Genomic DNA, 25,474 nt, shown 5'->3' with positions numbered 1-25,474 from the left:
CCCTCCTCGAACCGGCCAACCAACGTCTGTCCGCCAAAACCGGCTCAATGCCGCCTATCCGATGCGGCTTCAAGCCACGGGCATTTCGCCAAAGCGGATGCCTCTGCCTCAGATCCGAAGCTCACCGCCCCCTGGAAAGACTGCCCAATATCCCGCGCACGATTGCCCTTCCGACCGACGAGCCGACCGAGCGCACCACCGACTTGATCGCCGCCTCGGCCACCGTCTGGCGGTTGGACGGGCGCGGTGCAGATGTGCGCCTGCCACCCGATTGCGGCGCGGGATCGTCATTGCCGAAGCCCGGAATGGTCCAGCGCGAGCCGCCGCTGCCGGCCTGCTGGGCCTGCTCTTCGGCATCCTGCGCGTCCTTGGCCTTTTTTTGCAGCATTTCGAAAGCCGATTCGCGGTCGACGGCCTGATCGTACTGGCCGGCGACCGGGCTTTCCTGGATCAGCTTTTGCCGCTCAGCGGCAGTTATGGGTCCAAGCCGCGAGGATGGCGGGCGGATAAGCGTCCGCTGCACCATGGACGGAACACCCTTGGCCTCCAGCGTCGAGACCAGCGCTTCGCCTGTGGCAAGCTGGGTAATGGCGGTCATGCAGTCAAAATCGGGATTTGGCCGAAACGTCTCGGCTGCCGTCCGGACTGCCTGCTGCTCACGCGGCGTATAGGCGCGCAGCGCGTGCTGGACGCGATTGCCGAGCTGGGCCAGGACTTTTTCAGGGATATCCAAAGGGTTCTGCGTGACGAAATAGACGCCGACGCCTTTCGAGCGGATCAGTCGGACCACTTGTTCGACGCGATCGATCAGCACCTTGGGTGCTTCGTCGAACAGAAGATGCGCCTCGTCGAAAAAGAACACCAGCTTCGGCTTGTCGGGGTCGCCGACTTCCGGCAGCACCTCGAACAGTTCCGACATCAGCCATAGCAGGAAGGTCGCGTAGAGCCGCGGATTCATCATCAGCTTGTCGGCGGCAAGCACGCTGATGGCCCCGCGTCCGTCGCGGGTGGTGCGCATGATATCGGCGATACGCAGTGCCGGTTCGCCGAAGAAGTTCGCCGCGCCCTGCTGCTCCAGGACCAGCAGCGTGCGCTGGATAGCCCCGACCGATGGCTTCGTCACATTGCCGTAGCGTGAGCCGATCTCGTCGGCGCGCTCGGCGATGTTGGCCAAGAGCGCCTGCAGATCCTTCATGTCGAGCAGCAGCAGGCCTTCCTCGTCAGCCAGGCGGAAGGCGATGTTCATGATGCCTTCCTGCGCCTCGGTCAGGTTCATCAGGCGCGATAGCAACAACGGCCCCATTTCCGAGACCGTGGCGCGGATCGGATGACCCTGTTCGCCGAACAAGTCCCAGAAGATGACGGGGAATTCCTGGAAGTCATAAGGATCGAGCTTGACCTGTTCGGCCCGCTTGACGAGGAAATCCTGTGCCGTGCCCATCATCGCGATGCCCGACAGATCCCCCTTGATGTCGGCGCAGAACACAGGCACGCCGGCGTTGGAAAATCCTTCGGCCAGGATCTGCAAGGTGACTGTCTTGCCGGTACCGGTGGCGCCCGTCACCAGGCCATGACGATTCCCATATTGCAGCAACAGCTGCTCGGCACGCTGATAGCTGTCGTCGGGCTTGCGGCTGGCGCCGATGAAAATACTGCTGTCGTCAGCCATATGCACGGTCTCCGCAAACTGATGTGTCTAAAGCCAGGGGCCTTGCCGCAGGTATAGTGAGGCCATTGGACAGCGACAATGCCATTCGTCCAAATCGGGGCCATTCGTCCAAATCCGGGCCATTCGTCCAAATCACCCCATTCTTTCAAGTCGGGTTTTTGGAGCTTGCGGATTTTGCCGCTGTTTGGCAATCGTCGTCCACGCGGACCGACCTATATCTGATGGATCGAATCCGGTCTCTGAAAGCGCATTGCATTGCGATATCGGACCGGGGACCGTAGACTGAACCACTCCCGGCCGGTGCGGCCGCATGAAACGAGGAGGACGGATGGGCGCCGGAGCCTTGATCCAGGACGTGGAACCCGAAAACATCGAGCGCCAGCGATGGCTCGCCTTGGCGGAAAAGGCTTTGGCAGGCGCTTCTTTCGAGGAAAGGCTGGTCTCGCACAGCGACGACAACATCCGTATCGAACCGCTCTACGATCGCAGCACCGCGGCGGAACCGATCGTGCGCGCAAACCCGAAATCGCCATGGATCGTCAGCCAGCGAATCGACGATCCCGACACCAACCGCGCCAGATGCCAAGCGCTGGAGGATGTGGCACAGGGTGCCACGGGATTGTCGCTGGTCTTCGAGGGGGCGCCGAACGCGTTCGGATACGGCTTGCCGAGAACGGCGGAGGCGTTGGAGGCGGTGCTGGACGGCATACCGCTCAACCGCATCCAGGTTCGCATCGACGCCCATCCCTGGAGCCGCGCCGTGGCCGACTGGCTGGTCGCTTTCCTGAGCAAGCGGCGGTCGGACCCGGCAAAGCTCAACCTCTCCTTCGGCATCGATCCAGCGGCGATCTTCGCGGGAACCGGTCGGCTGCGCATGTCGATCGAGGCGCTGCAGGCCTCCATGCCGCAGTCGCTGGCGCATTTCTTCGCGATGGGCGTTCCGGGCGTGCTGCTGGAAGCTGACGGGCGCGTGTTCCACAATGCCGGCGCGACGGAAGCGCAGGAGCTTGGCATCATGCTGGCTTCGGCTGTCTCCTACCTCAGAATGTTCGAGACGGCGCGGCAGCCGCTTGTCTATGCCGCACCTCATATCGGTTTTGCACTCAGCGTCGACCAGGACCAGTTGCTGTCGATAGCCAAGATGCGGGCGCTGCGCAGGCTCTGGGCGCGGGTGCAGGAGGCTTGTTCGATCCCGACATCCACGGCCAGTATCCATGCCGAGACGTCGTTTCGCATGATGACGGCGATGGACCCGGAGACCAACATCCTGCGCACCACCATTGCATGCTTTGCTGCGGCGTGCGGCGGCGCCGATTCGATCTCCATCCTGCCGCACATGATCGCGCATGGTCTGCCGGCGGGTTTTGCACGTCGTGTTGCCCGCAACACGCAGCTGATCATGGCCAATGAAAGCCATATCGATCATGTCGCCGATCCCGCCTATGGTTCCGGCGCTGTCGAGGCGCTGACCATGGAATTGTGCAAGCTGGCCTGGGCGGAATTGCAGACGATCGAAGCCGAGGGCGGTGTCCTGTCCAGCCTTCAGGACGGACACATCCAGAAGCGCGTCCACGCAGCGGCGGAGCAGCGCAATGCAGCCTACCGCACAGGTGAACGGGCCATCATCGGCACCACGCTCTATCCATCAAAAGACGAACGCCCGGTCGAGACGCTGGCGGCGGAACGGCGACCGGCCTTCACCGAAGGCGTTGCCGTCTGCGAGCCGCTGTTTCCAGTCCGCATCGACCAATCGATCGGAGCCGGCTCTTGATCCCGGACTTCGGCCAGATCGGCTGGATCCCGCCACGCCGCACGCCTGTCGAGGTCAAAGGCCAGCGGACCACGCCGGAAGGGCTCATTGCCAAGCATCTGTACAATCAAAGCGATCTCAAGGGGCTGCCGCATCTCGACACCTATCCCGGCCTGCCGCCCTTCGTGCGCGGCCCCTACCCGACCATGTATGTCCAGCAGCCCTGGACGATCCGGCAATATGCCGGTTTCTCGACGGCCGAAGATTCCAACGCTTTTTACCGACGCAACCTTGCCGCCGGCCAGAAAGGGTTGTCGGTCGCCTTCGATCTCGCCACGCATCGCGGCTATGACAGCGATCATCCGCGCGTTGCCGGCGATGTCGGCATGGCGGGCGTCGCCATCGATTCCATCCTCGACATGCGGCAGCTCTTCGACGGCATTCCGCTCGACGAGATGACGGTATCGATGACGATGAACGGCGCGGTGCTGCCGATCATGGCGCTTTACATCGTCGCTGCGGAAGAACAAGGCGTTGCGCAGAAGGATCTCGCCGGGACCATTCAGAACGACATTTTGAAGGAATTCATGGTCCGCAACACCTACATCTATCCGCCGAAACCTTCGATGCGGATCGTGTCGGACATCTTCTCATACACATCGAAGAACATGCCGAAGTTCAATTCGATATCGATCTCCGGCTATCACATGCAGGAGGCCGGCGCGACGGCCGACCTTGAGCTCGCCTACACGATCGCCGATGGCATCGAGTATGCCCGCGCCGGCGTCGCGGCGGGCCTCGACATCGACCGCTTTGCGCCTCGCCTGTCCTTCTTCTGGGCCATCGGCATGAATTTCTTCATGGAAGTCGCCAAGCTGCGGGCTGCGCGCCTGTTGTGGGCGACCCTGATGCAGAAGAATTTTTCGCCCAAGGACGAGCGCTCGCTGTCGCTGCGCACCCATTGCCAGACTTCTGGCTGGTCGCTGACGGCGCAGGATCCCTACAACAACATCATCCGCACCATGATCGAGGCGATGGCTGCAACGCAGGGCCATACCCAGTCGCTGCACACCAATTCCTTCGACGAGGCGATGGCGCTGCCGACCGACCATTCGGCGCGGATCGCCCGCAACACGCAGCTCATCCTGCAAAAGGAATCCGGCACCACGCGCATCATCGACCCGTGGGGCGGTTCGGCCTATCTCGAACGGCTGACGCATGATCTGGCGGCGCGCGCCCTTGCCCATATCGAGGAGGTCGAGGCGCTCGGCGGCATGGCCGCTGCGACCGAACAGGGCATACCCAAGCTGCGCATCGAGGAAGCCGCCGCACGCACGCAGGCGCGCATCGATTCCGGTGAGCAGATGCTGGTCGGCGTCAATGCCCATCGGCCCGAGTCCGACATCGAGGTCGACGTGCTGAAGATCGACAATGCCGAAGTCAGGGCGCGGCAATTGTCGAAGCTGCAACGGCTGAAGGGCACGCGCGACGTCGCCGCCGTCGAAAGCGCGCTCGATGCGCTGACCCGTGCCGCGCAAGGCAATGAAAACCTGCTGGAATTCGCCATCCGAGCCGCGCGCGCCAATGCCACAGTCGGCGAGATTTCATTCGCGTTGGAAAGGGCGTTTGGGCGCCACGTCGCCACGGTGCAGACCATTTCCGGGGTCTATCGCAAGGCGCTTGGCGATCATCCCGTGGTCGAGGGTCTGCAGGACAAGCTTGACGCCTTCGAGAAGAAGACCGGCGGCAAGCCGCGCATCCTGGTCGCCAAGATGGGTCAGGACGGCCACGACCGTGGCCAGAAGGTCATCGCCACGGCCTTCGCCGATCTCGGCTTCGACGTCACCGTCGGCGCGATGTTCCAGACACCGGATGAGATCGCCAGGCTGGCGGTCGCACAGGACGTCCACATCGTCGGCGCCTCGTCGCTGGCGGCGGGACATCTGACGCTGATCCCCGAACTACGTGACGCGCTGAAAAAGCTCGGCCGCGGCGACATGCTGATCGTCGCCGGCGGCGTCATCCCGCCGCAAGACTATGACGCGGTGCGGCAGGCGGGAGCTGCCGAGATCTTCCCGCCGGGCACGGTCATACCGGAAGCAGCGGATCGTTTGTTGGACCGGCTGCTGGCTTGACATTCAACGCTTGTCGTTATAATCACTGTTGCAACAGCATATAGAGTGTCTCCTCCTGCACGGCTAGTGGACTTGAGCGTTAACTCAAGTCCACTAGCCGTGCAGGAGGAGACTGAAGGAGGTCACAAATGAACATTACCGTACGCAAAATCGGCAATTCCGAAGGCGTGATTTTGCCCCGGGAAATGCTTGACCGGCTAAATGTTCGAGCAGGGGATACGCTTGTTGCCGCCGAGAACGCAGGCGAGCTTCGGCTTCGTCGGCTTGCGAGCGATCCTGAAGAATTTGAGAACAAAATGAAGGTAGCTCGCGAACGGATGAAAAAATATGAAGTTGCTTATCGCGCACTAGCGAAGTGAGTCAGCATCATTCGCGAGAATTTGTCGAGGCGCTTCACACTGAGCAATTGCGCCTTCACGGTGGCGCGCCGGGCATCCGCGATGAGGGTATGCTGGAATCGGCGCTCCACCGGCCGCAACAGAGAGAGAGCTATGGAGAGCCCGATCTCTGCGAATTAGCATCGGCGTATCTCTTCGGTATCGCCAAGAACCATCCCTTCGTTGACGGCAACAAACGCACTGCTTTTGCCGCAGCAGACTTGTTTCTCTACTTCAACGGGTTGAGCATTGAAGCCGATCCTGCGGATATCATCCAGTTGGTTATGATGGTTGCCGCCAGCGAGATCGATGAAGCCGGTGCAGCCGCTTTCTTCCGCGACCATGTCGTCAAGCTTGAAGACTAGCCATCGGAAAGCTTGACGATTTCCCATTCCTTGCCGTTGACGCTGGCCAAGTCGCCGACCTTCTTGCCGAACAGGGCGACAGCCATCGGTGACACATGGGAAATCGTGCCCTTGGCCGGATCGGCCTCGTCCTCGCCGACGATCTTCCAGTGCACCTTCCTGCCGTCATTGCTCTCGATCGTGACGCCCATGCCGAAGCGCACAAGGTTACTGCCCGGCTCCGGTACGGAGAGTTCGGCGCTTTCACGCCGGGCGGTCCAATAGCGCAGGTCGCGCGACACGACCGCGATGCGCTCGCGGTCGGCTTTGCGTTCGGCCTTCGCCAAGATATCGCGCAGATCGGCGAGATTGTCCTCAATCTGCGTCAGGCCGCGTTCTGTCACCAGATTGCGATGGTGGCTGACTGGCCGTTCACCGACGCCGGCGATGGCATTTTCGCTGTCTTCCTCGCGCGTGAAAGCTCTGCTCATTTCCTGAACTTAGGCCCGCAGAAGCTGCTCGACAAGCCATTGTCGCGCGCTCGGCAGGAGAGACAGAACGGCTGGCACGATTCCTGCGATAAGCAGGCTTGAACGCTGGGATTCTGTGCCGATGTTGAACAGACGAACGCTGCTGACCGGGACCGCCGGCTTTGCCGTCATGGGGCTTGCGCTTGGCAAGGCGGTGGCCGCAAACCTGACTGGCATCGAGAAAGCCTCGATCCGCGGCTCGATCAATGCCACCGACCTCGGCGTGCAGCCCGGCACATCAGACGATCAGAGCAAGGCCTTCGCCAAACTCCTGCGTGACGCAAACAGCCGCGACATGCCGATATTCCTGCCGCCCGGCACCTATGTCGTCTCCAATCTTTCGCTGCCCGGCCGCGTGCGGCTTTCCGGCGTGCCGGGCGCGACGCGCATCGTTTACGGCGGTGACGGCCACCTGTTCATGGCCGAACAGGCCGACAATATCGAACTCAGCGGTCTGGTCTTCGATGGTTCGAACCGCACGATGGGCGATTACACGCAAGGGCTGCTCGATCTGCGCCGCATCGCGCACCTCGCCATCGACAATTGCCAGATCACCGGCAGCGGCAAGAACGGGCTGGCGCTGGAACACGCGATCGGCCGGGTCGAGCGCAGCGAGATATCGGGCGCCGCCGATGCCGGCATTTACTCGGTCGAGGCTGGCGGGCTGTCTATCACGGGCAACACCGTCTCCGATTGCGCCAATGGCGGCATCCTCGTGCACCGCTGGCAGGCGGCGGAAGACGGCACCATGGTCACCGGCAACCGCGTCCAACGGATCCAGGCACGCGGAGGCGGAACCGGGCAGAACGGCAACGGCATCAATGCCTTTCGCGCCGGCAATGTCGTCATCTCGGGCAACATCGTCTCGGACTGCGCCTTCTCGGCGATCCGGGCCAACAGCGCCAGCAACCTGCAGATATCGGGCAACACCTGCTCGCGCTCGGGCGAAACGGCGGTCTATTCCGAATTCTCGTTCGAAGGCGCCATCATCAGCAACAACATCGTCGACGGTGCCGCCAACGGCATCTCGATCGTCAATTTCAACGAAGGCGGCCGCATGGGCGTCTGCTCGGGCAACATTGTGCGCAATCTGTCGACCAGCGGCCCCTACCCTGCCGACGCGCCAGGGTTTGGCGTTGGCATCGGCGTCGAAGCCGACACAACCGTTTCCAACAACGTCATCGAGAACACGCCGCTCTATGGCATGCAGATCGGCTGGGGCCCGTACCTGCGCAATGTCGTCGCCACCGGCAACATCATCCGCAAGGCCGGAACCGGCATCGTCGTATCCGTGGTCGAGGGCGCCGGTACGGCCATCATTTCAGACAATGTCATCGACGGCGCCCTGAACGGAGCGGTTGTCGGGCAGCGCTGGGCCGAGCCGGCGACAGGCGATCTCGCCTCGTCAAACGATAGCGGCTATGCGCATCTGACCGTCGAGCGCAATCACGTCAGTTGAGGGCCGCTGTCGGCCTCAGCGCCCCGACCTTGGCACCGTTGCGGTTTTCGATGGGCGTGTTTGCCAATTCGCTCAGCTTGAACGCCAAGGCCTCGTCGGCGCGCAACAGTTTGGCAAGGACGGCGGCAGCCATGGCTTCGCCGGCGCGGCCGGCGCCATCGTCGCATTTGAGCGCGATGCCGAGACCGAGCTCCGGAATTGCGGCACAATGGACGCCCTCGGCGCCGCCTTTGGTGAAAATCCGCCCTGGTGCGGCCTGCATCAGCGCGACGTCTTCGCGGCCGCTGCCGGCAACGAAGAAGGGCTCGGCCATGCAGGCGAAAAGCAGCCGCTTTGCAGCCTTGGCTCGCTCTGGGCCAAAACCTGATGTCGTGGCCATGCGGGCAAAGCCGAGCGCGAAGCTCCTGAGCGGCACCGCATAGGTTGGGATCGAACAGCCATCAATGGCTCGCTGGTCCTCACCATGGACAGCGCCCGTCACCGATTGCATGGCGTCGCGCACCATCTCCTGCAGGCCATGTCCCGGCTTGACATAGCCGCGATGCGCAATGCCGGCGTGGACGCAGGTGCAGAGGAAGCCGGAATGCTTGCCGGAACAATTGTTGTGCAATGCGTTCGGCGAGCCGCCGGCGCGGGCGAGCGCAATCTCGGCGTCATGATTGGACGGCCAATGCGTGCCGCATTCGAGCGCCGATCCGTCCAGCCCGGCCTTGGCCAGCATGGATCGCGCAAGGTCGACATGGGCCGGCTCGCCCGAGTGGGAGGCGCAGGCGAGCGCCAGTTCGCGGTTGCCGAAGCCATAGGCATCCGCCGCCCCGCTTTCGACCAATGGCAGTGCCTGGATCGCTTTGACGGCGGAGCGCGGAAACACCGGCTTGGCCGTGTCGCCGATCTCCCAGACGGGCTTGCCGTCGCCATCGAAGACCGCGACTGAGCCGCGATGCGCGCTCTCGACGATCGCGCCGCGCAACACTTCGATCAGAACCGGATTTGTCATGAACCCTCCCGTAAATGCGGGCGGTTTATCTGATCCGGTCGAGAATGGAAACGTAGTTGGCCACCGCCGCACCGCCCATGTTGAAGATGCCGCCAAGTTTTGCGCCCGGCACCTGGATGCCGCCGGCTTCACCGACAAGCTGCATGGCGGTCAAGACATGCATCGACACGCCCGTGGCGCCAATCGGATGGCCCTTGGCCTTCAACCCGCCGGAGGGATTGACCGGCAGGCGACCATCCCTAGCCGTTGTGCCGTCCAGCGCCAGCTTGGCCCCCTCTCCCGGCTTGGCAAGGCCCATCGCCTCGTACTCGATCAGTTCGGCAATGGTGAAGCAGTCATGCGTTTCGACGAAGGACAGATCGTCGAGCGTCACGCCGGCCGATTTCAACGCCCGGGTCCAGGCCTGTTCGCAGCCTTCGAAGGTCAGGATGTCGCGCTTCGACATCGGCAGGAAATCCTGCACATGCTCGTTGGCGCGGAAGGCAACGGCACGGCGCATCTTCAGCGCCGTGGCGGTGTCGGCAAGGATAAGGGCGGCGGCGCCGTCGGAGACCAGCGAGCAGTCGGTGCGCTTCAGAGGACCGGCGACGAAGGGGTTCTTCTCGCTCTCCTGGCGGCAGAACTCATAGCCGAAATCCTTGCGCATCTGCGCATAGGGATTGTCGACGCCGTTCTTGTGGTTCTTGGCGGCAATCATGGCCAGCGCATCCGACTGGTCGCCGTAGCGCTGAAAATAGGCCTGCGCGACCTTGCCGAAGACGCCAGCGAAACCCGCCGGTGTCTCGCCGTCCTCGGGCAGATAGGACGCCTTGAGCAGGTTTTTGCCGATCTCCGGCCCCGGCGTTGTCGTCATCTGCTCCGCGCCGACCACCAGCACGATGCGAGCGGCATTGGCGTCGATGGCACGGATGCCCTGGCGGACCGCCGCCGATCCGGTGGCGCAAGCGTTTTCGACGCGCGTCGCCGGCTTGAAGCGCAGCCGGTCGTCGGCCTGAAGCACCAGGCTGGCGGTGAAATCCTGCGCCGAAAAGCCGGCATTGAAGTGGCCGAGCACGATCTCGTCGACCTCGTCCGGACCAATGCCGGCATGGTCGAGCGCGTCCGTAGCGACCTTGACGATGAGGTTTTCGAGCGTTTCGCCCTCAAGCTTGCCGAAGCGCGAATGCGCCCAGCCAACGATGCATGCGGTCATGGCGGTCTCCATCCTTGGCGCCAGCCTAGCATGTGGGCCACGGCGCATTTCGCCTCTATTGTTCAAATCTAAACAATCCTGCTCGCCTCGTGAAGGGCTGGAACCAGACAATCGCTTGGTACAGGCGACGCCAGTGCTGATTTTTTTGTTGATTGACCCGTCAATAAAAAATAATCCTTCTCGAAAGGGATCATTGCAAGATGCCGAAAATCGGAATGGAACCGCTGCGCCGCAAGGCGCTTATCGACGCGACGATCTCGGCGATCGGCGAGCGCGGCTCGCTCGACGTGACCATGTCCGAAATCGCCGGGCGCGCAGGGGTTTCGTCGGCCCTTGCCCATCACTATTTCGGCGCCAAGGACGAGCTGCTGCTGGCAACGATGCGCCACATCCTGGCCGAACTGACCGCCGACACGTTGCGCGCCCTTGGTTCGGCCAACACCGCGCGCGAGCGCGTCTCGGCGGTGGTCGCCGTCAATTTCTCCGACATCCAGTTCCAGCCGGAAACCATCGCCGCCTGGCTCGCCTTCTATGTCGAGGCGCAGAAATCATCGGCGTTGCGCCGACTGCTCAGGGTCTATGCGCGGCGACTGCATTCGAACCTGATGAGCGGGCTTGTCGGCATCTTGCCCAGAGCCGAAGCCGACCGCGCCGCCGAAGCGACAGCGGCGATGATCGACGGGCTCTACATCAGGCGGGCGCTGAAGGACGGCGTGCCTGATGCCGCGACCGCGATCGCGCTGGTCGAGGACTATCTCGAAACCAAACTTGGCGAGCGGCGCAAACAGTGACAATTAAGCGATCCAATTTCCTGATCGTCATGGTCGATCAGCTCAACGGAACCCTGTTTCCGGACGGGCCGGCGGAGTTTCTGCACGTACCGCACCTGAGGGCGTTGGCCGCACGTTCGGCGCGCTTTGCCAACAACTACACGGCGTCGCCGCTCTGCGCGCCGGGCCGTGCCTCGTTCATGAGCGGGCAATTGCCGTCGCGCACCGGCGTCTATGACAATGCCGCCGAATTCGCCTCATCGATCCCGACCTTCGCCCATCATCTGCGCTCTGCCGGCTACTACACCTGCCTGTCGGGCAAAATGCATTTCGTCGGGCCGGACCAGTTGCACGGTTTCGAGGAGCGGCTGACGACCGACATCTACCCTGCCGATTTCGGCTGGACGCCGGACTACCGCAAGCCCGGCGAGCGTATCGACTGGTGGTATCACAATCTGGGCTCGGTGACCGGCGCCGGCGTTGCCGAGATCACCAACCAGATGGAGTATGACGACGAGGTCGTGTTCCTGGCCACACAGAAGCTCTATCAGCTTTCGCGCGAACAGGACGATGCGAGCCATCGGCCCTGGTGCCTCACCGTCTCGCTGTCGCACCCGCACGATCCCTATGTCGCGCGCAAGCAATATTGGGATCTCTATGAGTATTGCCAGGCGCTGGATCCGGAAACCGGGTTCATCGCGCATGACGAGCAGGATGCGCATTCGCAGCGGCTGTACCACGCCAGCGACTATCCTTCTTTCGAGATCACGCCGGAACAGGTGCGTCGTTCGCGGCAGGGCTATTTCGCCAACATCTCCTATGTCGACGACAAGCTGGGCGAGATCCTGGATGTTCTCGAGCGCACCCGCATGGCCGACGACACAATCATCCTGTTCTGCTCGGACCACGGCGACATGCTCGGCGAGCGCGGCCTGTGGTTCAAGATGAGCTTCTTCGAGGGCTCGGCGCGGGTGCCGCTGATGATTGCCGGCAAGGGCGTGCCAGCCGGGCTGATCGAGGCGCCGGTTTCCAATCTCGACGTGGCGCCGACGCTTTGCGACCTCGCCGGCATCGACATCGCTGCGATCGCACCATGGACGGACGGCCAGTCGCTGCTGCCGCTCACCGAGGGCATTGAGCGCACCGCGCCGGTGTTGATGGAGTATGCGGCCGAAGGGTCCAATGCGCCTTTGGTGGCGCTCCGCGACGGCAGATACAAATTCGTCCACTGCGAACTCGATCTGCCGCAACTGTTCGATCTCGAAGCCGATCCGCTCGAGCGAGACAATCTGGCCGAGGACCCGGCCAATGTGGCCTTGGTGGCGGCATTCATGGACAAGGTCCAGGCGCGCTGGGACATGGCCGGCTTCGACGCCGCTGTCCGCGAAAGCCAGGCGCGCCGCTGGGTCGTCTATCCGGCGCTGCGCAACGGCGCCTATTACCCCTGGGATTTCCAGCCCCTGCAAAAAGCGTCCGAGCGCTACATGCGCAATCACATGAACCTCGACAATCTCGAAGAGAGCAAAAGGTATCCGCGAGGCGAATGATGTCAGACCTTCTCGTTCCCTCCCTCGACCACCTCAAGCAGGCCTATGCCGTTACATCCAGGGCGACACAGATCACGCCGCTGCTGGAATCGGCGGCACTGGCCCGAGAGACGGGGGCGGCCCGCGTCTTCATCAAGCCGGAATCGCTGCAATGGGCCGGCTCATTCAAGGTGCGCGGCGCCTATTGGCGGCTGAAACAGCTTTCGCCCGACGAGGCCAGGAAAGGCGTCGTCGCCTACTCCTCCGGCAATTTCGCTCAAGGGCTGGCGGCCGCCGGCCAGGCGCTCGGCATTCCCGTCACCATCGTCATGCCGATCGACGCACCGGCCGCCAAGCGTGACGCCACGGAGGGCTATGGCGCCCGCGTCGTGCTGACCGACCATGGCGAGCGCGCGCGCGAGGAAGTCGCGGCCGCCAAGGCACGCGAGATCGCCGAGACCGAAGGCTTGGCCCTGCTGCATCCGTTCGACGATCCGGAAATCGTCGCCGGCCAGGCGGGCGCCGGCCTCGAAGCGCTCGACCAACTCGAAGCCAAAGGTGCCAGCGCTGGTCTTTTGTTCTGTTCGGTCGGTGGCGGCGGGTTGATCGGCGGCGTTTCGCTCGCCTTCCACTATCTGTCGCCCGCCACTGAGATCATCGGCGTCGAACCGGAAGGTTTCAACGGCATGGGCTCGTCGCTGGCGCATGGCGCCATCGAGACGATGCCAATCGGGCCGAAATCGATCTGCGACGGACTGATGTCGCGACGGCCAGGCGACGCGCCGTTTGCCGCGGTCAAGACCGCGGGTGTTCGCGGCATCACCGTCGACGACGCGTCTGTCCGCCGGGCGATGCGGATCGCCTTCGAACGCATGAAGCTGGTGCTCGAACCGTCGGGGGCGGCGTCACTCGCCGCACTGCTCGGCGGCAAGGTGGATGTGAAGGACAAGATCGTCCTTGTTGTGGCTACCGGCGGCAATGTCTCGCTCGCCGACTTTATGGCACATACGAACCATGCTTGAAGCAGATTTCGTCATCATCGGCTCCGGCTCGTCCGGCTCGGCCATGGCCTATCGCCTGTCGGAGGACGGCAAGCATTCGGTCATCGTCATCGAATTCGGCGGGACCGATATCGGGCCGCTGATCCAGATGCCGTCGGCACTGTCGATCCCGCTCAACATGAGCCTCTACGACTGGGGCTTTGCCAGCGAGCCGGAGCCGCATCTCGGCGGCCGCGTGCTGGCGACGCCGCGCGGCAAGGTCATCGGCGGCTCGTCTTCGATCAACGGCATGGTCTATGTGCGCGGCCATGCCCGCGACTTCGACCATTGGGCCGAAGAGGGTGCGGCCGGCTGGAGCTTCGCCGACGTGCTCCCCTATTTCAAGCGCATGGAGGACTCGGATGGCGGCGAGGATGGCTGGCGCGGTCACGGCGGGCCGCTGCATGTGCAGCGCGGCTCGCGTAAAAATCCGCTCTACGGCGCCTTCGTCGAGGCCGGTCGCCAGGCCGGGTTCGAGCTGACCGACGACTATAACGGCTCCAAGCAGGAAGGTTTTGGGCCGATGGAGCAGACCATAAGCGGCGGCCGCCGCTGGTCGGCGGCATCCGCCTATCTGAAGCCAGCTCTCAAACGCAAGAACGTTAGCCTGCTCAAGGGTTTCGCCCGCCGGGTGATCATCGAGAATCAACGCGCCGTCGGTGTCGAGATCGAAGCTAACAAACAGATTCAGGTCGTTAAGGCGCGACGTGAGGTGATCGTTGCCGCATCATCGATCAACTCGCCCAAGATCCTGATGCTGTCCGGCATCGGCCCGGCCGAGCATTTGCGCGAAAACGGCATTGCCGTGGTGGCCGACAGACCCGGCGTCGGCCGCAATTTGCAGGACCATATGGAGCTCTACATCCAGCAGGAATCATTGCTGCCGATCACGCTCAATTCGGTGCTGAATCCGTTCTCGAAAGCGCTCATCGGCGCGCAGTGGCTGTTCCTCAAGACCGGGCTTGGCGCCACCAACCATTTCGAAGCGGCGGCCTTCGTGCGCTCGCGCGCCGGCGTCGACTACCCCGATATCCAGTACCATTTCATCCCTGCGGCTGTCCGTTATGACGGCAAGGCGGCGGCCAAGTCGCACGGCTTCCAGGCGCATGTCGGGCCGATGCGCTCGAAGTCGCGCGGCTCGGTGACGCTGCGCTCGCCGGACCCGAAATTGAAGCCGGTGATCCACTTCAACTACATGTCGCATCCTGACGACTGGGCGGAGTTCCGCCACTGCATCCGGCTGACGCGCGAGATCTTCGGCCAGTCGGCGTTCGACCCCTATCGGGGCAAGGAAATATCGCCTGGCAGCCACGTGCAGTCGGACGACGATCTCGACATCTTCATCAGGGATCACGCAGAGAGCGCCTACCATCCTTGCGGCACCTGCAAGATGGGCCGCGCCGACGACATGATGAGTGTCGTCGATCCGGAGTGCCGGGTCATCGGCGTCGAAGGATTGCGGGTCGCCGATTCCTCGATCTTCCCGCGCGTCACCAACGGCAATCTCAATGGGCCCTCGATCATGACCGGCGAAAAGGCTTCCGACCACATCCTTGGCCGCACGCCGCTGGCGCCGTCCAACCAGGAACCATGGATCAATCCGCGCTGGCAGGTCGCGGATCGATAGGGCATTGTCGAACGGACTTGGTAGCGAATACATCTGGAGAAAACCATGCGCGCCCAGCCCACGGCATCGCACTATGTCAATGGACGCTACATCGAGGACGAAGGCGGCGCGCCGCTGCCGGTCATCTATCCGGCAACCGGTGAGACCATCGCCATGCTACGTTCGGCGACGCCGAACGTGCTGGAGCTCGCCGTCGAGGCAGCGCGGGCGGCGCAGCCCGCTTGGGCGCGGCTGAAACCGGTCGAGCGCGGGCGCATCCTGCGCCGCGCCGCCGACATATTGCGCGCCCGAAATGCCGACCTCGCCCGCATCGAGACGTTGGACACCGGCAAGGCGATCCAGGAAACGCTGGTGGCGGACGCGCCTTCCGCCGCGGACTGCCTTGAATATTTCGGCGGCGCCGTCGCCGCCTACAATGGCGAGTCGGTCGATCTCGGCGGACCCTTCGCCTACACAAGGCGCGAAGCGCTCGGCGTCTGTGTCGGCATCGGCGCCTGGAACTATCCGATCCAGATCGCCGGCTGGAAATCGGCACCGGCACTCGCCATGGGCAATGCCATGGTGTTCAAGCCATCGGAAAACACGCCGCTTTCAGCACTCGCACTGGCGGAGATCTACAGCGAGGCCGGGCTGCCCGACGGCTTGTTCAACGTCGTGCAGGGCTATGGCGATGTCGGCGCCGGGCTTGTCGGCCACGATGTCGTCGCCAAGGTGTCGGTGACCGGTTCGGTGCTGACCGGCCGCAAGGTGCTGTCGCTGGCCGGCTCAAAAATGAAGCACGCGACGATGGAGCTCGGCGGCAAGTCGCCGCTGATCGTGTTCGACGATGCCGACATCGAGAACGCCATTGGCGGCGCCATGCTCGGCAATTTCTATTCGACCGGCCAGATCTGCTCCAACGGCACGCGGGTCTTCGTGCAAAACGGCATTCACGACCGCTTCGTCGAACGCCTTGTCGAGCGGACCAAAAAAATCCGCATCGGCGACCCGCTCGACCCCGAAACCCAGATGGGCCCGTTGGTCTCCAGGGCGCAGCACGACAAGGTGGTCGGCTATATCGAAATCGGCAAGCAGGACGGAGCTGTTCTCGCCTGCGGCGGCAACGTGCCTTCGTTGCAAGGTTTTCAGGGCGGTTTCTTCGTCGAGCCGACGGTGTTCACCGGCGTCACCGATGGCATGCGCATCGCCCGTGAAGAAATTTTCGGACCAGTGATGAGCGTGCTGAAATTCGATGGCGAGGACGAGGTGATCGACCGCGCCAACGACACCGAGTTCGGCCTCGCTGCCGGCGTCTTCACGCGCGACCTGCCGCGCGCCCACCGCGTCATCGCCGAGTTGCAGGCCGGCACCTGCTGGATCAACGCCTACAATCTGACGCCGGTGGAAATCCCGTTCGGCGGCTTCAAACAGTCAGGCATCGGACGTGAGAATTCACTGGCGGCGCTGGCACTCTATTCGCAGCTGAAGTCGATCTATGTCGAGACCGGCGACGTGGCGAGCCCGTACTGATCCAGCCTTCTACGCCTTCGGGTCGGCCGTGCTGTCCAGATACTGGGTCAGCGCACACACCAGATGATAGAAGATGCTGGCCGGCACGTCCGATGCCAGCGAGCGGCCGCGCTCGTCGATGCGGTCGATCCACAGGCCGAGCGGCGCCGGGTCGATGTGCCAGCGAAACAGCCGGCCGACGCGCGCTTCGATTTCCGGCTTGAGATCGGGGCCGCCCGAGCCATCCAGCGCGATCGCCGCCTTCACCGCTTCGGCCTGCGGCCAACTGCGGGATATCAGGTCGAGCGGCAGGCCTTGCCTGGAGACGGCGCCATAGGCAAGCCCGGTGGCGCGGTTGAGGCCATTGGCGGTAGCCGAGGCGTAGAGTTTCCTGGCAAATCCGCTCAACTCGGCCTGGCCGCTGCGTCCAGCGAAATCGACCAGCAGCGAGGCCCACTCGAAATGGTGGCCGGGCTCGGTCCATGACCCTTTCTCGCCGGTGGAGGGTTTCCATTCGGCATCGAAATACTCGCCAAGCGTCCAGCTTTCCGGATCGAAGAAATGACTGCGGAAGAGGTCGATGATACGCGCCGCGCGCCGCAGATGGGCGCGCTCGCCGGTCGCCTGGTGCCAGGCGAGAAAGGCCTCGAGCAGGTGCATATGCGGGTTGGAGCGGCGCTCGCCTTTGCCGTCCGATGTCTCAAGGAAGCCGGTCATACGGCTGTCTTCGAGATGCGCATCGAGAAAGGCGAAGGTTTCCTCGCCGAGGCGCAAGGCGTCGGGATTGCCCGACATATGCGCATGCGCCAGCGCCAGGAGCACGCAGGAATGATCGTAGGCATCCTCGGTGGCGTCAGCGACCGAACCGTCGACATTCAGCGTGCGAACCCAGCCGCCTTTGTCGGTGCGGCCCTTGCCGGCCATGAAGGCGATGCCGTGGCTGATCAACCGATCGGCCGGGCCGTCCCAGCCGCGCGCCCGGGCGACGGCGAAAGCATAGACCTGTCTTGCCATGGTGCGCATGCGCTTGGGCTTCATCAACGGCGAGGCGTCCAGGCCGAGCGCTTCGTGAAAGCCGCCATGGCGTTCGTCGACCCCCGATGTCGACCACAGCGGCAAGGTCTCCTGAAACAGCCAGTGATGCACGCGCCGGCGCCAGGCGCCGCTTTCGATGACGCGGTCATGCGCCGGCGTGAACCTGGTTTCCAGGCGACCCGATTTTTCGAGCTGCTCGACGATCTTCTTGACGTGTTGACTGTGGCTGACCGGGGCAACGAAGGTGGCATCCGATGTCGAAACGATGGCGATGTCCTTCATGCCGATCGCCGACAGCAGGCGGCCGTCACTGCGAATGTAGGAATTCTCGCAATCGATAGCGACGACATCGCCGATGATGACATTGCCCCGGTCGTCGGCGGGGCCGACATCGAGCAGCGACTGCCACGAGCCGAGATCGTTCCAGCGGAAGCCGGCCGGCACCATGGCGATGTCTTTTGCCCGCTCCATGATGGCGTAGTCGATCGAATTCGACGGAATGGCGGCGTAGAGTTCCAGCGGCATGTAAAGGCCGGACAGATCCGATGTCGCTGCCTTGTAGGCTGCTTCGGTGGCCTGCCAGATATCCGGCTGCAACGCTATGAAGGCGTCACGCATGGTGCGGGCGCGAAACAGGAAGATGCCGGTGTTCCAGTAGAAATTTCCGGCCTTGAGATAGCTCTGCGCAGTCGCAATATCCGGCTTTTCGACGAAGCGCGACACGTCGAAGGTGCCGCCGCTTTCGGCCGCGACCTCGATATAGCCGTAGCCGGTCTCTGGTTGCGTCGGCTTGATGCCGAACACCACCAGCCTGCCCTCGCGTGCTGCCTCGGTGCCGGCTTCTACGCTCTGCCAGAATTGGCTTGCGGTGGATATTTCGTGATCCGATGGCACCACCAGCACCAGGCTATCGCCGAATTCAGACAGTGTGCGCAGCGTCGCCAGTGCGACGGCGGCGGCTGTGTTGCGCCCGGTCGGCTCGAACAGCGGACCGCCGCCGGCGAGGTCGAGACCAGCAAGATCGGCGTGAACGCGATCAGCATGGCGCTCCGCGGCGATCAGGAAGATCGGCGTTCCGCCTTCCAGCCGGGCGGTCAGCCGACGCAAGGTCTTGGCCAGCATCGAGCCGTCGCCGGACAGATCGTGGAACTGCTTGGGGTTGTCCTCGCGCGACAGCGGCCACAGCCGCGAGCCGACGCCACCGCTCATGACAAAACTGACGATCCGCTCGGTCATTCAACTACCATTCAAAAGGTCTGGTTGTAGGCGCCCACCTCGGAGCTGCGGCGCAGCACGGCGTCGACAGCCTCGAACATCTCCCGTCGACGCTGCGACGACACCGGGCTTTCGACCACCACGACCAGTTCCGGTTTGTTCGACGAGGCGCGCACCAGCCCCCAGGTGCCGTCATCGGCGACGACGCGCACGCCGTTGACGGTGATGAGGTCTGCGATCTTCTGCCCAGCGAAAACCCTTCCATCCCGCTTCATGGCCTGAAAGTCGGCAACCACCCGTTCGACCACACCATACTTCACCTCGTCCGCGCAGTGCGGCGACATGGTCGGCGTGCCAAAGGTCAGCGGCAGCGCGCGATAAAGATCGGCCATCGAACTGCCCGGGCTGCGATCCAGCATCTGGCAGATGGCGATGGCGGTGACCAGGCCGTCGTCATATCCGCGCCCGATCGGCGGATTGAAAAAGAAATGACCCGACTTTTCGAAACCGGCGACAGCACCGAGTTCGGCGACGCGGCGCTTGATGTAGGAATGGCCGGTTTTCCAATAGTCAGTGACGGCGCCATTGGCGCGCAGCATTGCGTCGGTATGGAACAGGCCGGTCGATTTGACGTCGACGACGAAGGTCGAGTTGGGATGCTGGCTGGAAATATCCCTTGCCAGCATCACACCGACCTTGTCGGCAAAAATTTCATTGCCTTCATTGTCCACGACACCGCAGCGGTCGCCATCGCCGTCGAAGCCAAGGCCGATGTCGGCGCCTGATGCCAGCACCTTGTCCCGGATGGCATGCAGCATCCGCATGTCCTCGGGATTGGGATTGTAGCGCGGAAATGTATGGTCGAGCTCGACGTCGAGCGCGATGACCTCGCAGCCGATGCGCTGCAACGCTTGCGGCGCGAAGGCGCCGGCGGTGCCATTGCCGCAGGCTGCGACCACTTTCAGTTTTCGGGCGATGCGCTTGTCGCGGGTCAGATCGTCGAGATAGGTCGCGCGAAAGTCGCGGATGAAATCGTAGGAGCCGCCGCCGACAAGGTCAAAATCGCCGGACAGCACGATTGCTTTCAGCGCGCTCATCTCTTCCGGGCCGAAGGTCAGCGGCCGCGCCGCACCCATCTTGACGCCGGTCCAGCCATTTTCGTTGTGCGAAGCGGTGACCATGGCGACCGAGGGCGTATCCAAAGCGAACTGAGCGAAATACGCCATCGGCGACAACGCCAGTCCGATGTCCCTCACCCGTGCGCCTGCAGCCATCAAACCGGACACCAGGGCCAGTTTGATCGACAGCGAATAGGAGCGGAAATCATGCCCGGTGACGATATCGGGACCGGCGCCGAGACGGCGGATCAGCGTACCAAGCCCCATGCCGAGCGCCTGGACGCCGATCAGATTGAGTTCCGGTCGTTGCGCGGAGCCGGGATGGCCGAACCACCAGCGCGCATCATATTCGCGAAAGCCGGATGGCTTGATCAGCGCTTCGGTTTCGAATTCGAAACTGTTGGGCCGGGCGTCGCCAACGATGCTGAAGGACAAGACTGGAAACTCCGAATGGCCGAAATTACGAATTGTCGAGGGCTGCGGCTTAGCACACAAGGCTTTAAGCCACGTTTATTCCGGAAGGGAATCCGGGCCTTTCGGGCAATGCTCGACGAAAGCCGACGAAATGCGACAGAAGTGCCGCCGTGCCGCTTGCAGGAACCAAGTGTGGCGGCTATAAGCCCGCGGTCTGGTCACGGAGTGTAGCGCAGCCTGGTAGCGCACCTCGTTCGGGACGAGGGGGTCGCAGGTTCAAATCCTGCCACTCCGACCAGAAAAAACAGACACTTAGGTGTCTGTTTCTCCCGATACCCCACAGATTTCCCCACAGAAAAGCGGAAAGAACCGGGCGCATGCACCTCAGCAGCGTTTAGTCACCGACAGTTGTCGGATGACTGCTATGGGGCCGCTTCCTGCCTGTCCGGTTTCAGGCGGTAGCACTCGCAAAGCTGACACACTCGTTGACTGGTGCGACTGCTAAAATGCCGTTTGCCGGACACGCCTGCGGTGACAACGACAAACATTGGTTGCGCTCGGATACCGCTACTTCCCCCCGGGAACTTGGGCCGGCGTACAACCGTGAAAATATCAAAAATCACCGCTGTTGATTTCCTCGACGATCTTGGAGGTAGGGCCAAGGTGGGGAACTCCCGTGGCCAGTTATGTGGCCGGGCCGATGCGCCGGAAGCCCGCCCCCTGGATCGAGGACAGATCCGAGACGAAGACACGGAAGGCCGGTATCCAACCCGCGGATGAGAGTCTGATCAACCGTCGTCTCTGAGTTCAACGCCCAGCCCTGTGCAGCTTCAGCCGATCCGACTGCATGGCAAACCTGCCAAGCAGGCGAGCCTTCTTGCCTTCAACCTTGACAGGGAACATGAGAGACTAGTCGTTCAGCTTTCCGCTGCGGTGGCCCATCGTCATCTTGGAAGCGTACATTGTTGGTGAGCGCTTCCCCGGCATGTTGGCGTCAAGAACGAGCTGTTCAATGAAGCCTTGGTTCATCTCCAACTCCACGCATTCGTCGAGCTTATCGACGAGCCAAACCGCGTAGCCTTCAGGTTCCTTGGCGTCAAAATTCGAATCGTCGGCCGGAATCTTGGGCTCCGGAAACGCCGGGATGATCATTATCTTGGGCTTTGGCAAATCGTAGGTATGTCCCTCATAGGCATAACCGACAATTATCCCGCACGATGTTTTCTGCTCTGGAGATGATCCGAGCATGAAGGTACTGCCTACTGTTGAAAGAACCGCAGTGCCAAAATTCTTCAGGTCTATCTTGAAATGAAAGGAGACTCTGATTGGTATCTTTGGGAATGGAAGATTTCCATTTATTATATCTTGGCGGCCTTTGTTGCTGTCATATTTCTCCAACACTTCAAGTGCGTTGACACGTTGCTCATCGGTGATGGGTTCCCCGGGCGCGGTTTCGACATACATGCCCGTGTCCCCAAAGGGTGCTGGCGCACCGGGCACGCTGAGTCCAATTTCCGCCCCCAAGCCATAGAGCCTGACCTGTGTTGCGTTGTAAGCGCCTGATGGAAACGTTAGTGTCGGTCGGTGATAGTCGTCGCTCATTTTCCTCGCTCCTTTTTGCTGCATCCTTCAGTTCACAAGATCTCCCGCCAGCTAAAGTTCTCATCGAATTTTTCCGCGAGCATCGGCGCAACGCGATCGCTGGCATCCACCACCAACCCCGCGGCCTTTTCGAACGACAGGTCATCCGCATCGAGGCGTGGCCATGCCTGAGCAAGTGCGAGAGCCACCTCGTCCCTTGCTCTGATCAGCATGCTCTTGAACATGAAGGGCCGAGCGCGAAAGGCGCGGGACGTGAAATCCGAGATGCGCTGCATGTCGGATTGGTCGACATCCTTGATATCTATCCCCAGCAGCCGCTCGTCGGCCAACCCCTCGTGCACCAGTGCCGCGTGGTAGACGTCGACGATCGTGTCGAACACAGCCCCCGTGAATGGCCGTGACCTGTCATGGATTTCCGCCGTGACCTCCGACATGCGGCGTGCGTTGCTGGCGAGGCGGATCTGCCGATCGCCGGTCAGTTCGGCAATCCGGTTCAATTCATTGAGAACAAGCAGGTTGCCATCGCAGTGCCGCAACAGCCGGTCCATGCCGCTGTCGAAATTCAGGAAGGACAAGAGCGAGACCAGATCCGAGCTGGCCTCGTGGAACGGTCCGAAATCGCCTTGAGTCAGGCCGCCGGCTGGTGTCCCGAACAGCGAAAACAAGATTGCGTGGCCGACCTCATGTGCGATCACATCGAAGTTGAGCGCATAGGGATAGTTGCCTCCGTCGATGCCGCGCTCTCGGCCGAGCTCCAGATAGCCATAGCCTGATTGCGCATTCTCCCAGTCGACGAAGGGGATGATTTCGAGCCGCTCGTAAGTCTCGGCAAAATACCAGACGATCGGTTTGCCGAGGTAGCTTTCCCAGATGTCCAGCACGCGGCTGACCGAGGCGAAAGCGTGCGCAGAAAGGAACTGCCGCGAGGTCAGGGAAAGCTGATCGAAATGGCCGTCAAACCCAGCCTCTGCAGGCGGAAAGATTTCGCCGACAAACGGTGGCAGATAAGGGTAGTCGTAAGGCTCCTTGTCGAGGAGCGGATCGCGAACGTAGATGCGGTGATCTTCTGGGCCGGAGCGGATCAGATCGGGTGGAGTAGAAATCCATACTGTTTCGGGCGTTCCGTAACCCGAAAGGTGAGGGACCTGCGGGTAGACCAGGAACCGCGTTCCCAGCAACAGATCTTGCGCAACGACACGATTGACCGCGTCCAATTGCTTGGCCCCCTTTGACGCTACCACGCTATCACGGCACTTACGTTACGTAAATCGTCGGCCGCCAAGAGACTCAGGGCCTATAGCGCCAGCCCCGCATCATCCATATCCTTGGAGAAGGCCGAGGTTAGCTGTAATTCCGGCATGGGGTGTGCTTTTTCAAATGCTTGCTCCCGCAAAAGTTCGAGTGCCCGCAGGGCATCTTGCTTTTTTTGCTGGACGAAAGCCGCGCCGAGCTCCCTGCACAATTTCTCGACGTCGCCCTTGCCGTCGTGCGCATCCCGAACCATCCGTGCCAGGGTGCGCTCGCGAAAGTTGACGGCCTTTGCCGCACCCTCGAGCCTCGCCTGCTGTTCGGGTGAAATCACGCCGCGCCGGCAAGCAGCGCGAAGGGTTCGGCGCAGGTCAATCAGCGCATGCGTCAATTGAGCGAAATTCACTTCGGCCGGTCCATGCAATACCGCTACTGCGTCGTCGGGTGCAAAGGCGAAGCGGCGATACCATCGGTAGATAAGCCCGACGCCTTGCATATGGGGGAACAGCTCGGCTGCTCGAAGGGCACCCATGCTGGCCGCGCCGACGACGTGAATGCGGCGGCTGAGGGCCCACAGGATTTCCTTGTGCCGAACCGCCGGCTCGGTCTGAAAACCGCCATCTATGAGAAGGATCGCACTCGGGTCGAAATGCTGCACGGCCGAAACGATCGAGCCTTGCACGGCCGGGGGAAGGCATACCGCATCGACGACGTTCAATGCGTCGGAATGGGACACGGTAGGGCCGGTGAAGACGAGTTTCGGGCGCATAATCCTACCCCTGCAAGAGCGGCTGCAAGGCAGGGATGACAATCCTGACAACCGACAGTGCGTCGAGCGGTTTCGTTCCCAGCCGGATTAGGTGAACCGCATCGAACCCTCTCTCTTCGAGAATTGCCAAGAGGACCGACAGCCCATCCGACGCCGTGTTGAACTTCTGCTCGGCGAGCGCGCGGAAATCCACGCTGCGCGGGCCATCGCGGAGGAGCCGGCGATGCGCTGCAATCATCTGCCGATCGGGGTATTTCGGATAGGACGCGCGCGTCAGGTCATCGCGCGCGCCCGAGATCGCCGCCAGACGGGCCTGGGCCGCTTCGTAGATGGCGTGCGCCGCCGCGCCGGCAGGACTGAAACCGGCGGCCGAGCCATCAGCCGGGTGATCCAAAAGAACCGTTTCCGTCGGTTCGTCTTCCAGCAGATGGCACCACACCACCGGTATGCCCAACGGCGACAAAGCTTGCCAGAGGCCGACCAGCACGTTCTTGGCCGCCAAAGTTTCCAGGATATCGCGGAGCGACGGATCATCGATCGTCTCGGGATCGATGCGTTGACGGTGGAAAAACCCGTGAGTCCGATATGCCGTGGCGATCGCGTCGCGTTCGATGCATTCAAGCATGCCATGAACGATAGCATCCGGCTCCTCGAAGCCTGCAGCCAAACCGCTCGTCGATGCCGCGAAAATGCCGTCATGGGGCAGCGACGGAATCACATAGGCGGTGTGCACGAGCTCGAACGGGACCAGGTCGCGGCTGCCGGTAAGAAGATTGTCTGCGGCTACCCACGCCGTCTCCCTGCCACGCCATCCGGGCGCCGTGCCCCCCTGGAGATGCCGTTCGAAACGATCTGGCGGGATGCCCAAGTGATCGGCGCAGCCGACGACTGGTTTGAAATTCGCTACCTGCTCTGCAAAGAAGCTCTCGGCCGATTCCAGCATGGCCGATATCGCGGCTTGCGCTAGGATGGCGCCCTTGCCTTGCGCGACCGCGTTGGAGAGCGAGAAAGGTCTTGTCACCTGCACGACCGGGATGCCGAGCTGGTCGAGCCCCGTAATGTCGGCGATCCGCGTGATGCCCAGGCCTTCGCGCATCTTCATCAGGCTCGCCAGCCCCTCGTCGGGCGGCGGACCAAGGCGTTTGTATCGCTCCAGCATCGCGGTTGCT

Annotated in this window: 20 protein-coding genes and 1 tRNA gene; 11 read left to right on the top strand and 10 right to left on the bottom strand. The window is 62.4% G+C overall.

Translation table 11 applies throughout. The features are described 5' to 3' along the window. Positions 1-121 precede the first annotated feature (121 nt). Positions 122-1,669: a helicase HerA-like C-terminal domain-containing protein gene (locus X735_RS143770; RefSeq protein ID WP_023812775.1), complete on the bottom strand. Its 1,548-nt coding sequence runs from the start codon at positions 1,667-1,669 to the stop codon at positions 122-124. 328 nt (positions 1,670-1,997) lie between these two features. On the opposite strand from X735_RS143770, the gene X735_RS143775 reads away from it, so the two are divergent. From X735_RS143775 to X735_RS143785, 4 genes are all read left to right on the top strand, one after another. Beyond that, positions 1,998-3,440, top strand: a complete 1,443-nt coding sequence (locus tag X735_RS143775) for a methylmalonyl-CoA mutase subunit beta (protein ID WP_023812774.1) — start codon at positions 1,998-2,000, stop codon at positions 3,438-3,440. Continuing rightward, positions 3,437-5,554 (top strand): methylmalonyl-CoA mutase, encoded by a 2,118-nt coding sequence (scpA, locus tag X735_RS143780; RefSeq protein WP_023812773.1) that lies wholly within the window; start codon positions 3,437-3,439, stop codon positions 5,552-5,554. Before X735_RS143775 ends, scpA begins: the two co-directional genes overlap by 4 nt. Before the next feature lie 128 nt (positions 5,555-5,682). After that, the gene (locus X735_RS1000000167920) at positions 5,683-5,913 is read left to right on the top strand and encodes an AbrB/MazE/SpoVT family DNA-binding domain-containing protein (protein ID WP_081734931.1); all 231 of its coding nucleotides are present in this window, start codon (positions 5,683-5,685) and stop codon (positions 5,911-5,913) included. After that, on the top strand, positions 5,910-6,296 hold the full coding sequence (locus X735_RS143785) for a type II toxin-antitoxin system death-on-curing family toxin (protein WP_023812771.1): 387 nt from the start codon (positions 5,910-5,912) through the stop codon (positions 6,294-6,296). The genes X735_RS1000000167920 and X735_RS143785 overlap by 4 nt, the downstream gene beginning before the upstream one ends. Here the strand turns inward: X735_RS143785 and greA are convergent. Further along, positions 6,293-6,766 (bottom strand): transcription elongation factor GreA, encoded by a 474-nt coding sequence (greA, locus tag X735_RS143790; protein WP_023812770.1) that lies wholly within the window; start codon positions 6,764-6,766, stop codon positions 6,293-6,295. The two genes, X735_RS143785 and greA, sit on opposite strands and share 4 nt — an antisense overlap. Before the next feature lie 121 nt (positions 6,767-6,887). On the opposite strand from greA, the gene X735_RS143795 reads away from it, so the two are divergent. Beyond that, a complete protein-coding gene (locus X735_RS143795; protein ID WP_023812769.1) occupies positions 6,888-8,264 on the top strand; it encodes a TIGR03808 family TAT-translocated repetitive protein in 1,377 nt (458 codons plus the stop codon). Here X735_RS143795 and X735_RS143800 read toward each other — a convergent pair. Both X735_RS143800 and X735_RS143805 read right to left on the bottom strand, forming a co-directional pair. Beyond that, positions 8,257-9,261: an asparaginase gene (locus X735_RS143800; RefSeq protein WP_023812768.1), complete on the bottom strand. Its 1,005-nt coding sequence runs from the start codon at positions 9,259-9,261 to the stop codon at positions 8,257-8,259. The genes X735_RS143795 and X735_RS143800 overlap by 8 nt on opposite strands. A gap of 25 nt (positions 9,262-9,286) precedes the next feature. Then, complete coding sequence (locus X735_RS143805) at positions 9,287-10,453, bottom strand: acetyl-CoA acetyltransferase (protein ID WP_023812767.1); 1,167 nt, start codon at positions 10,451-10,453, stop codon at positions 9,287-9,289. A 200-nt stretch (positions 10,454-10,653) separates the two neighbouring features. On the opposite strand from X735_RS143805, the gene betI reads away from it, so the two are divergent. From betI to betB, 5 genes are read left to right on the top strand one after another with little or no spacing between them, the layout of a single operon-like run. Next, complete coding sequence (betI, locus tag X735_RS143810) at positions 10,654-11,244, top strand: transcriptional regulator BetI (protein ID WP_023812766.1); 591 nt, start codon at positions 10,654-10,656, stop codon at positions 11,242-11,244. Continuing rightward, a complete protein-coding gene (gene betC, locus X735_RS143815; RefSeq protein WP_023812765.1) occupies positions 11,241-12,770 on the top strand; it encodes a choline-sulfatase in 1,530 nt (509 codons plus the stop codon). The genes betI and betC overlap by 4 nt, the downstream gene beginning before the upstream one ends. Continuing rightward, positions 12,770-13,771: a threonine/serine dehydratase gene (locus X735_RS143820; RefSeq protein WP_023812764.1), complete on the top strand. Its 1,002-nt coding sequence runs from the start codon at positions 12,770-12,772 to the stop codon at positions 13,769-13,771. The genes betC and X735_RS143820 overlap by 1 nt, the downstream gene beginning before the upstream one ends. After that, the gene (gene betA / locus X735_RS143825; protein WP_023812763.1) at positions 13,764-15,416 is read left to right on the top strand and encodes a choline dehydrogenase; all 1,653 of its coding nucleotides are present in this window, start codon (positions 13,764-13,766) and stop codon (positions 15,414-15,416) included. The genes X735_RS143820 and betA overlap by 8 nt, the downstream gene beginning before the upstream one ends. A 45-nt stretch (positions 15,417-15,461) precedes the next feature. Then, positions 15,462-16,925 carry a betaine-aldehyde dehydrogenase gene (gene betB, locus X735_RS143830; RefSeq protein ID WP_023812762.1) on the top strand — a complete coding sequence of 488 codons (1,464 nt, stop codon included), beginning with the start codon at positions 15,462-15,464 and terminating at the stop codon, positions 16,923-16,925. 9 nt (positions 16,926-16,934) lie between these two features. On the opposite strand, the gene X735_RS143835 is transcribed toward betB, so the two are convergent. Both X735_RS143835 and X735_RS143840 read right to left on the bottom strand, forming a co-directional pair. After that, positions 16,935-19,175, bottom strand: coding sequence for a mannose-1-phosphate guanylyltransferase/mannose-6-phosphate isomerase (locus X735_RS143835; RefSeq protein WP_023812761.1), 2,241 nt, complete (start codon positions 19,173-19,175; stop codon positions 16,935-16,937). An 11-nt stretch (positions 19,176-19,186) separates the two neighbouring features. Continuing rightward, complete coding sequence (locus X735_RS143840) at positions 19,187-20,707, bottom strand: phosphomannomutase/phosphoglucomutase (protein ID WP_023812760.1); 1,521 nt, start codon at positions 20,705-20,707, stop codon at positions 19,187-19,189. A gap of 200 nt (positions 20,708-20,907) precedes the next feature. Between X735_RS143840 and X735_RS143845 the strand changes: the two genes are divergently transcribed. After that, a tRNA-Pro gene (locus tag X735_RS143845) sits at positions 20,908-20,984 on the top strand. 611 nt (positions 20,985-21,595) lie between these two features. On the opposite strand, the gene X735_RS1000000166850 is transcribed toward X735_RS143845, so the two are convergent. The 4 genes from X735_RS1000000166850 to X735_RS0134755 all read right to left on the bottom strand — a co-directional run bounded on the left by X735_RS1000000166850 (position 21,596) and on the right by X735_RS0134755 (position 25,464). Further along, entirely contained in the window at positions 21,596-22,288 is a 693-nt protein-coding gene (locus tag X735_RS1000000166850) for a hypothetical protein (RefSeq protein WP_128302964.1), read from the bottom strand. Positions 22,289-22,320: 32 nt separating this feature from the next. Then, on the bottom strand, positions 22,321-23,502 hold the full coding sequence (locus tag X735_RS143850) for a hypothetical protein (RefSeq protein WP_023812758.1): 1,182 nt from the start codon (positions 23,500-23,502) through the stop codon (positions 22,321-22,323). Between the two features lie 80 nt (positions 23,503-23,582). After that, positions 23,583-24,305: a TfuA-like protein gene (locus tag X735_RS143855; RefSeq protein WP_023812757.1), complete on the bottom strand. Its 723-nt coding sequence runs from the start codon at positions 24,303-24,305 to the stop codon at positions 23,583-23,585. A 4-nt stretch (positions 24,306-24,309) separates the two neighbouring features. Continuing rightward, a complete protein-coding gene (locus X735_RS0134755) occupies positions 24,310-25,464 on the bottom strand; it encodes a YcaO-like family protein (protein ID WP_023812756.1) in 1,155 nt (384 codons plus the stop codon). Positions 25,465-25,474: the final 10 nt, after the last annotated feature.

This window comes from Mesorhizobium sp. L2C084A000, from assembly GCF_000502875.1.
In the GTDB taxonomy this organism is placed as follows: Bacteria; Pseudomonadota; Alphaproteobacteria; order Rhizobiales; family Rhizobiaceae; genus Mesorhizobium.
The sequence above is the reverse complement of the archived record's forward strand: the minus strand, read 5'-3'. Positions and strand labels throughout refer to the sequence as shown.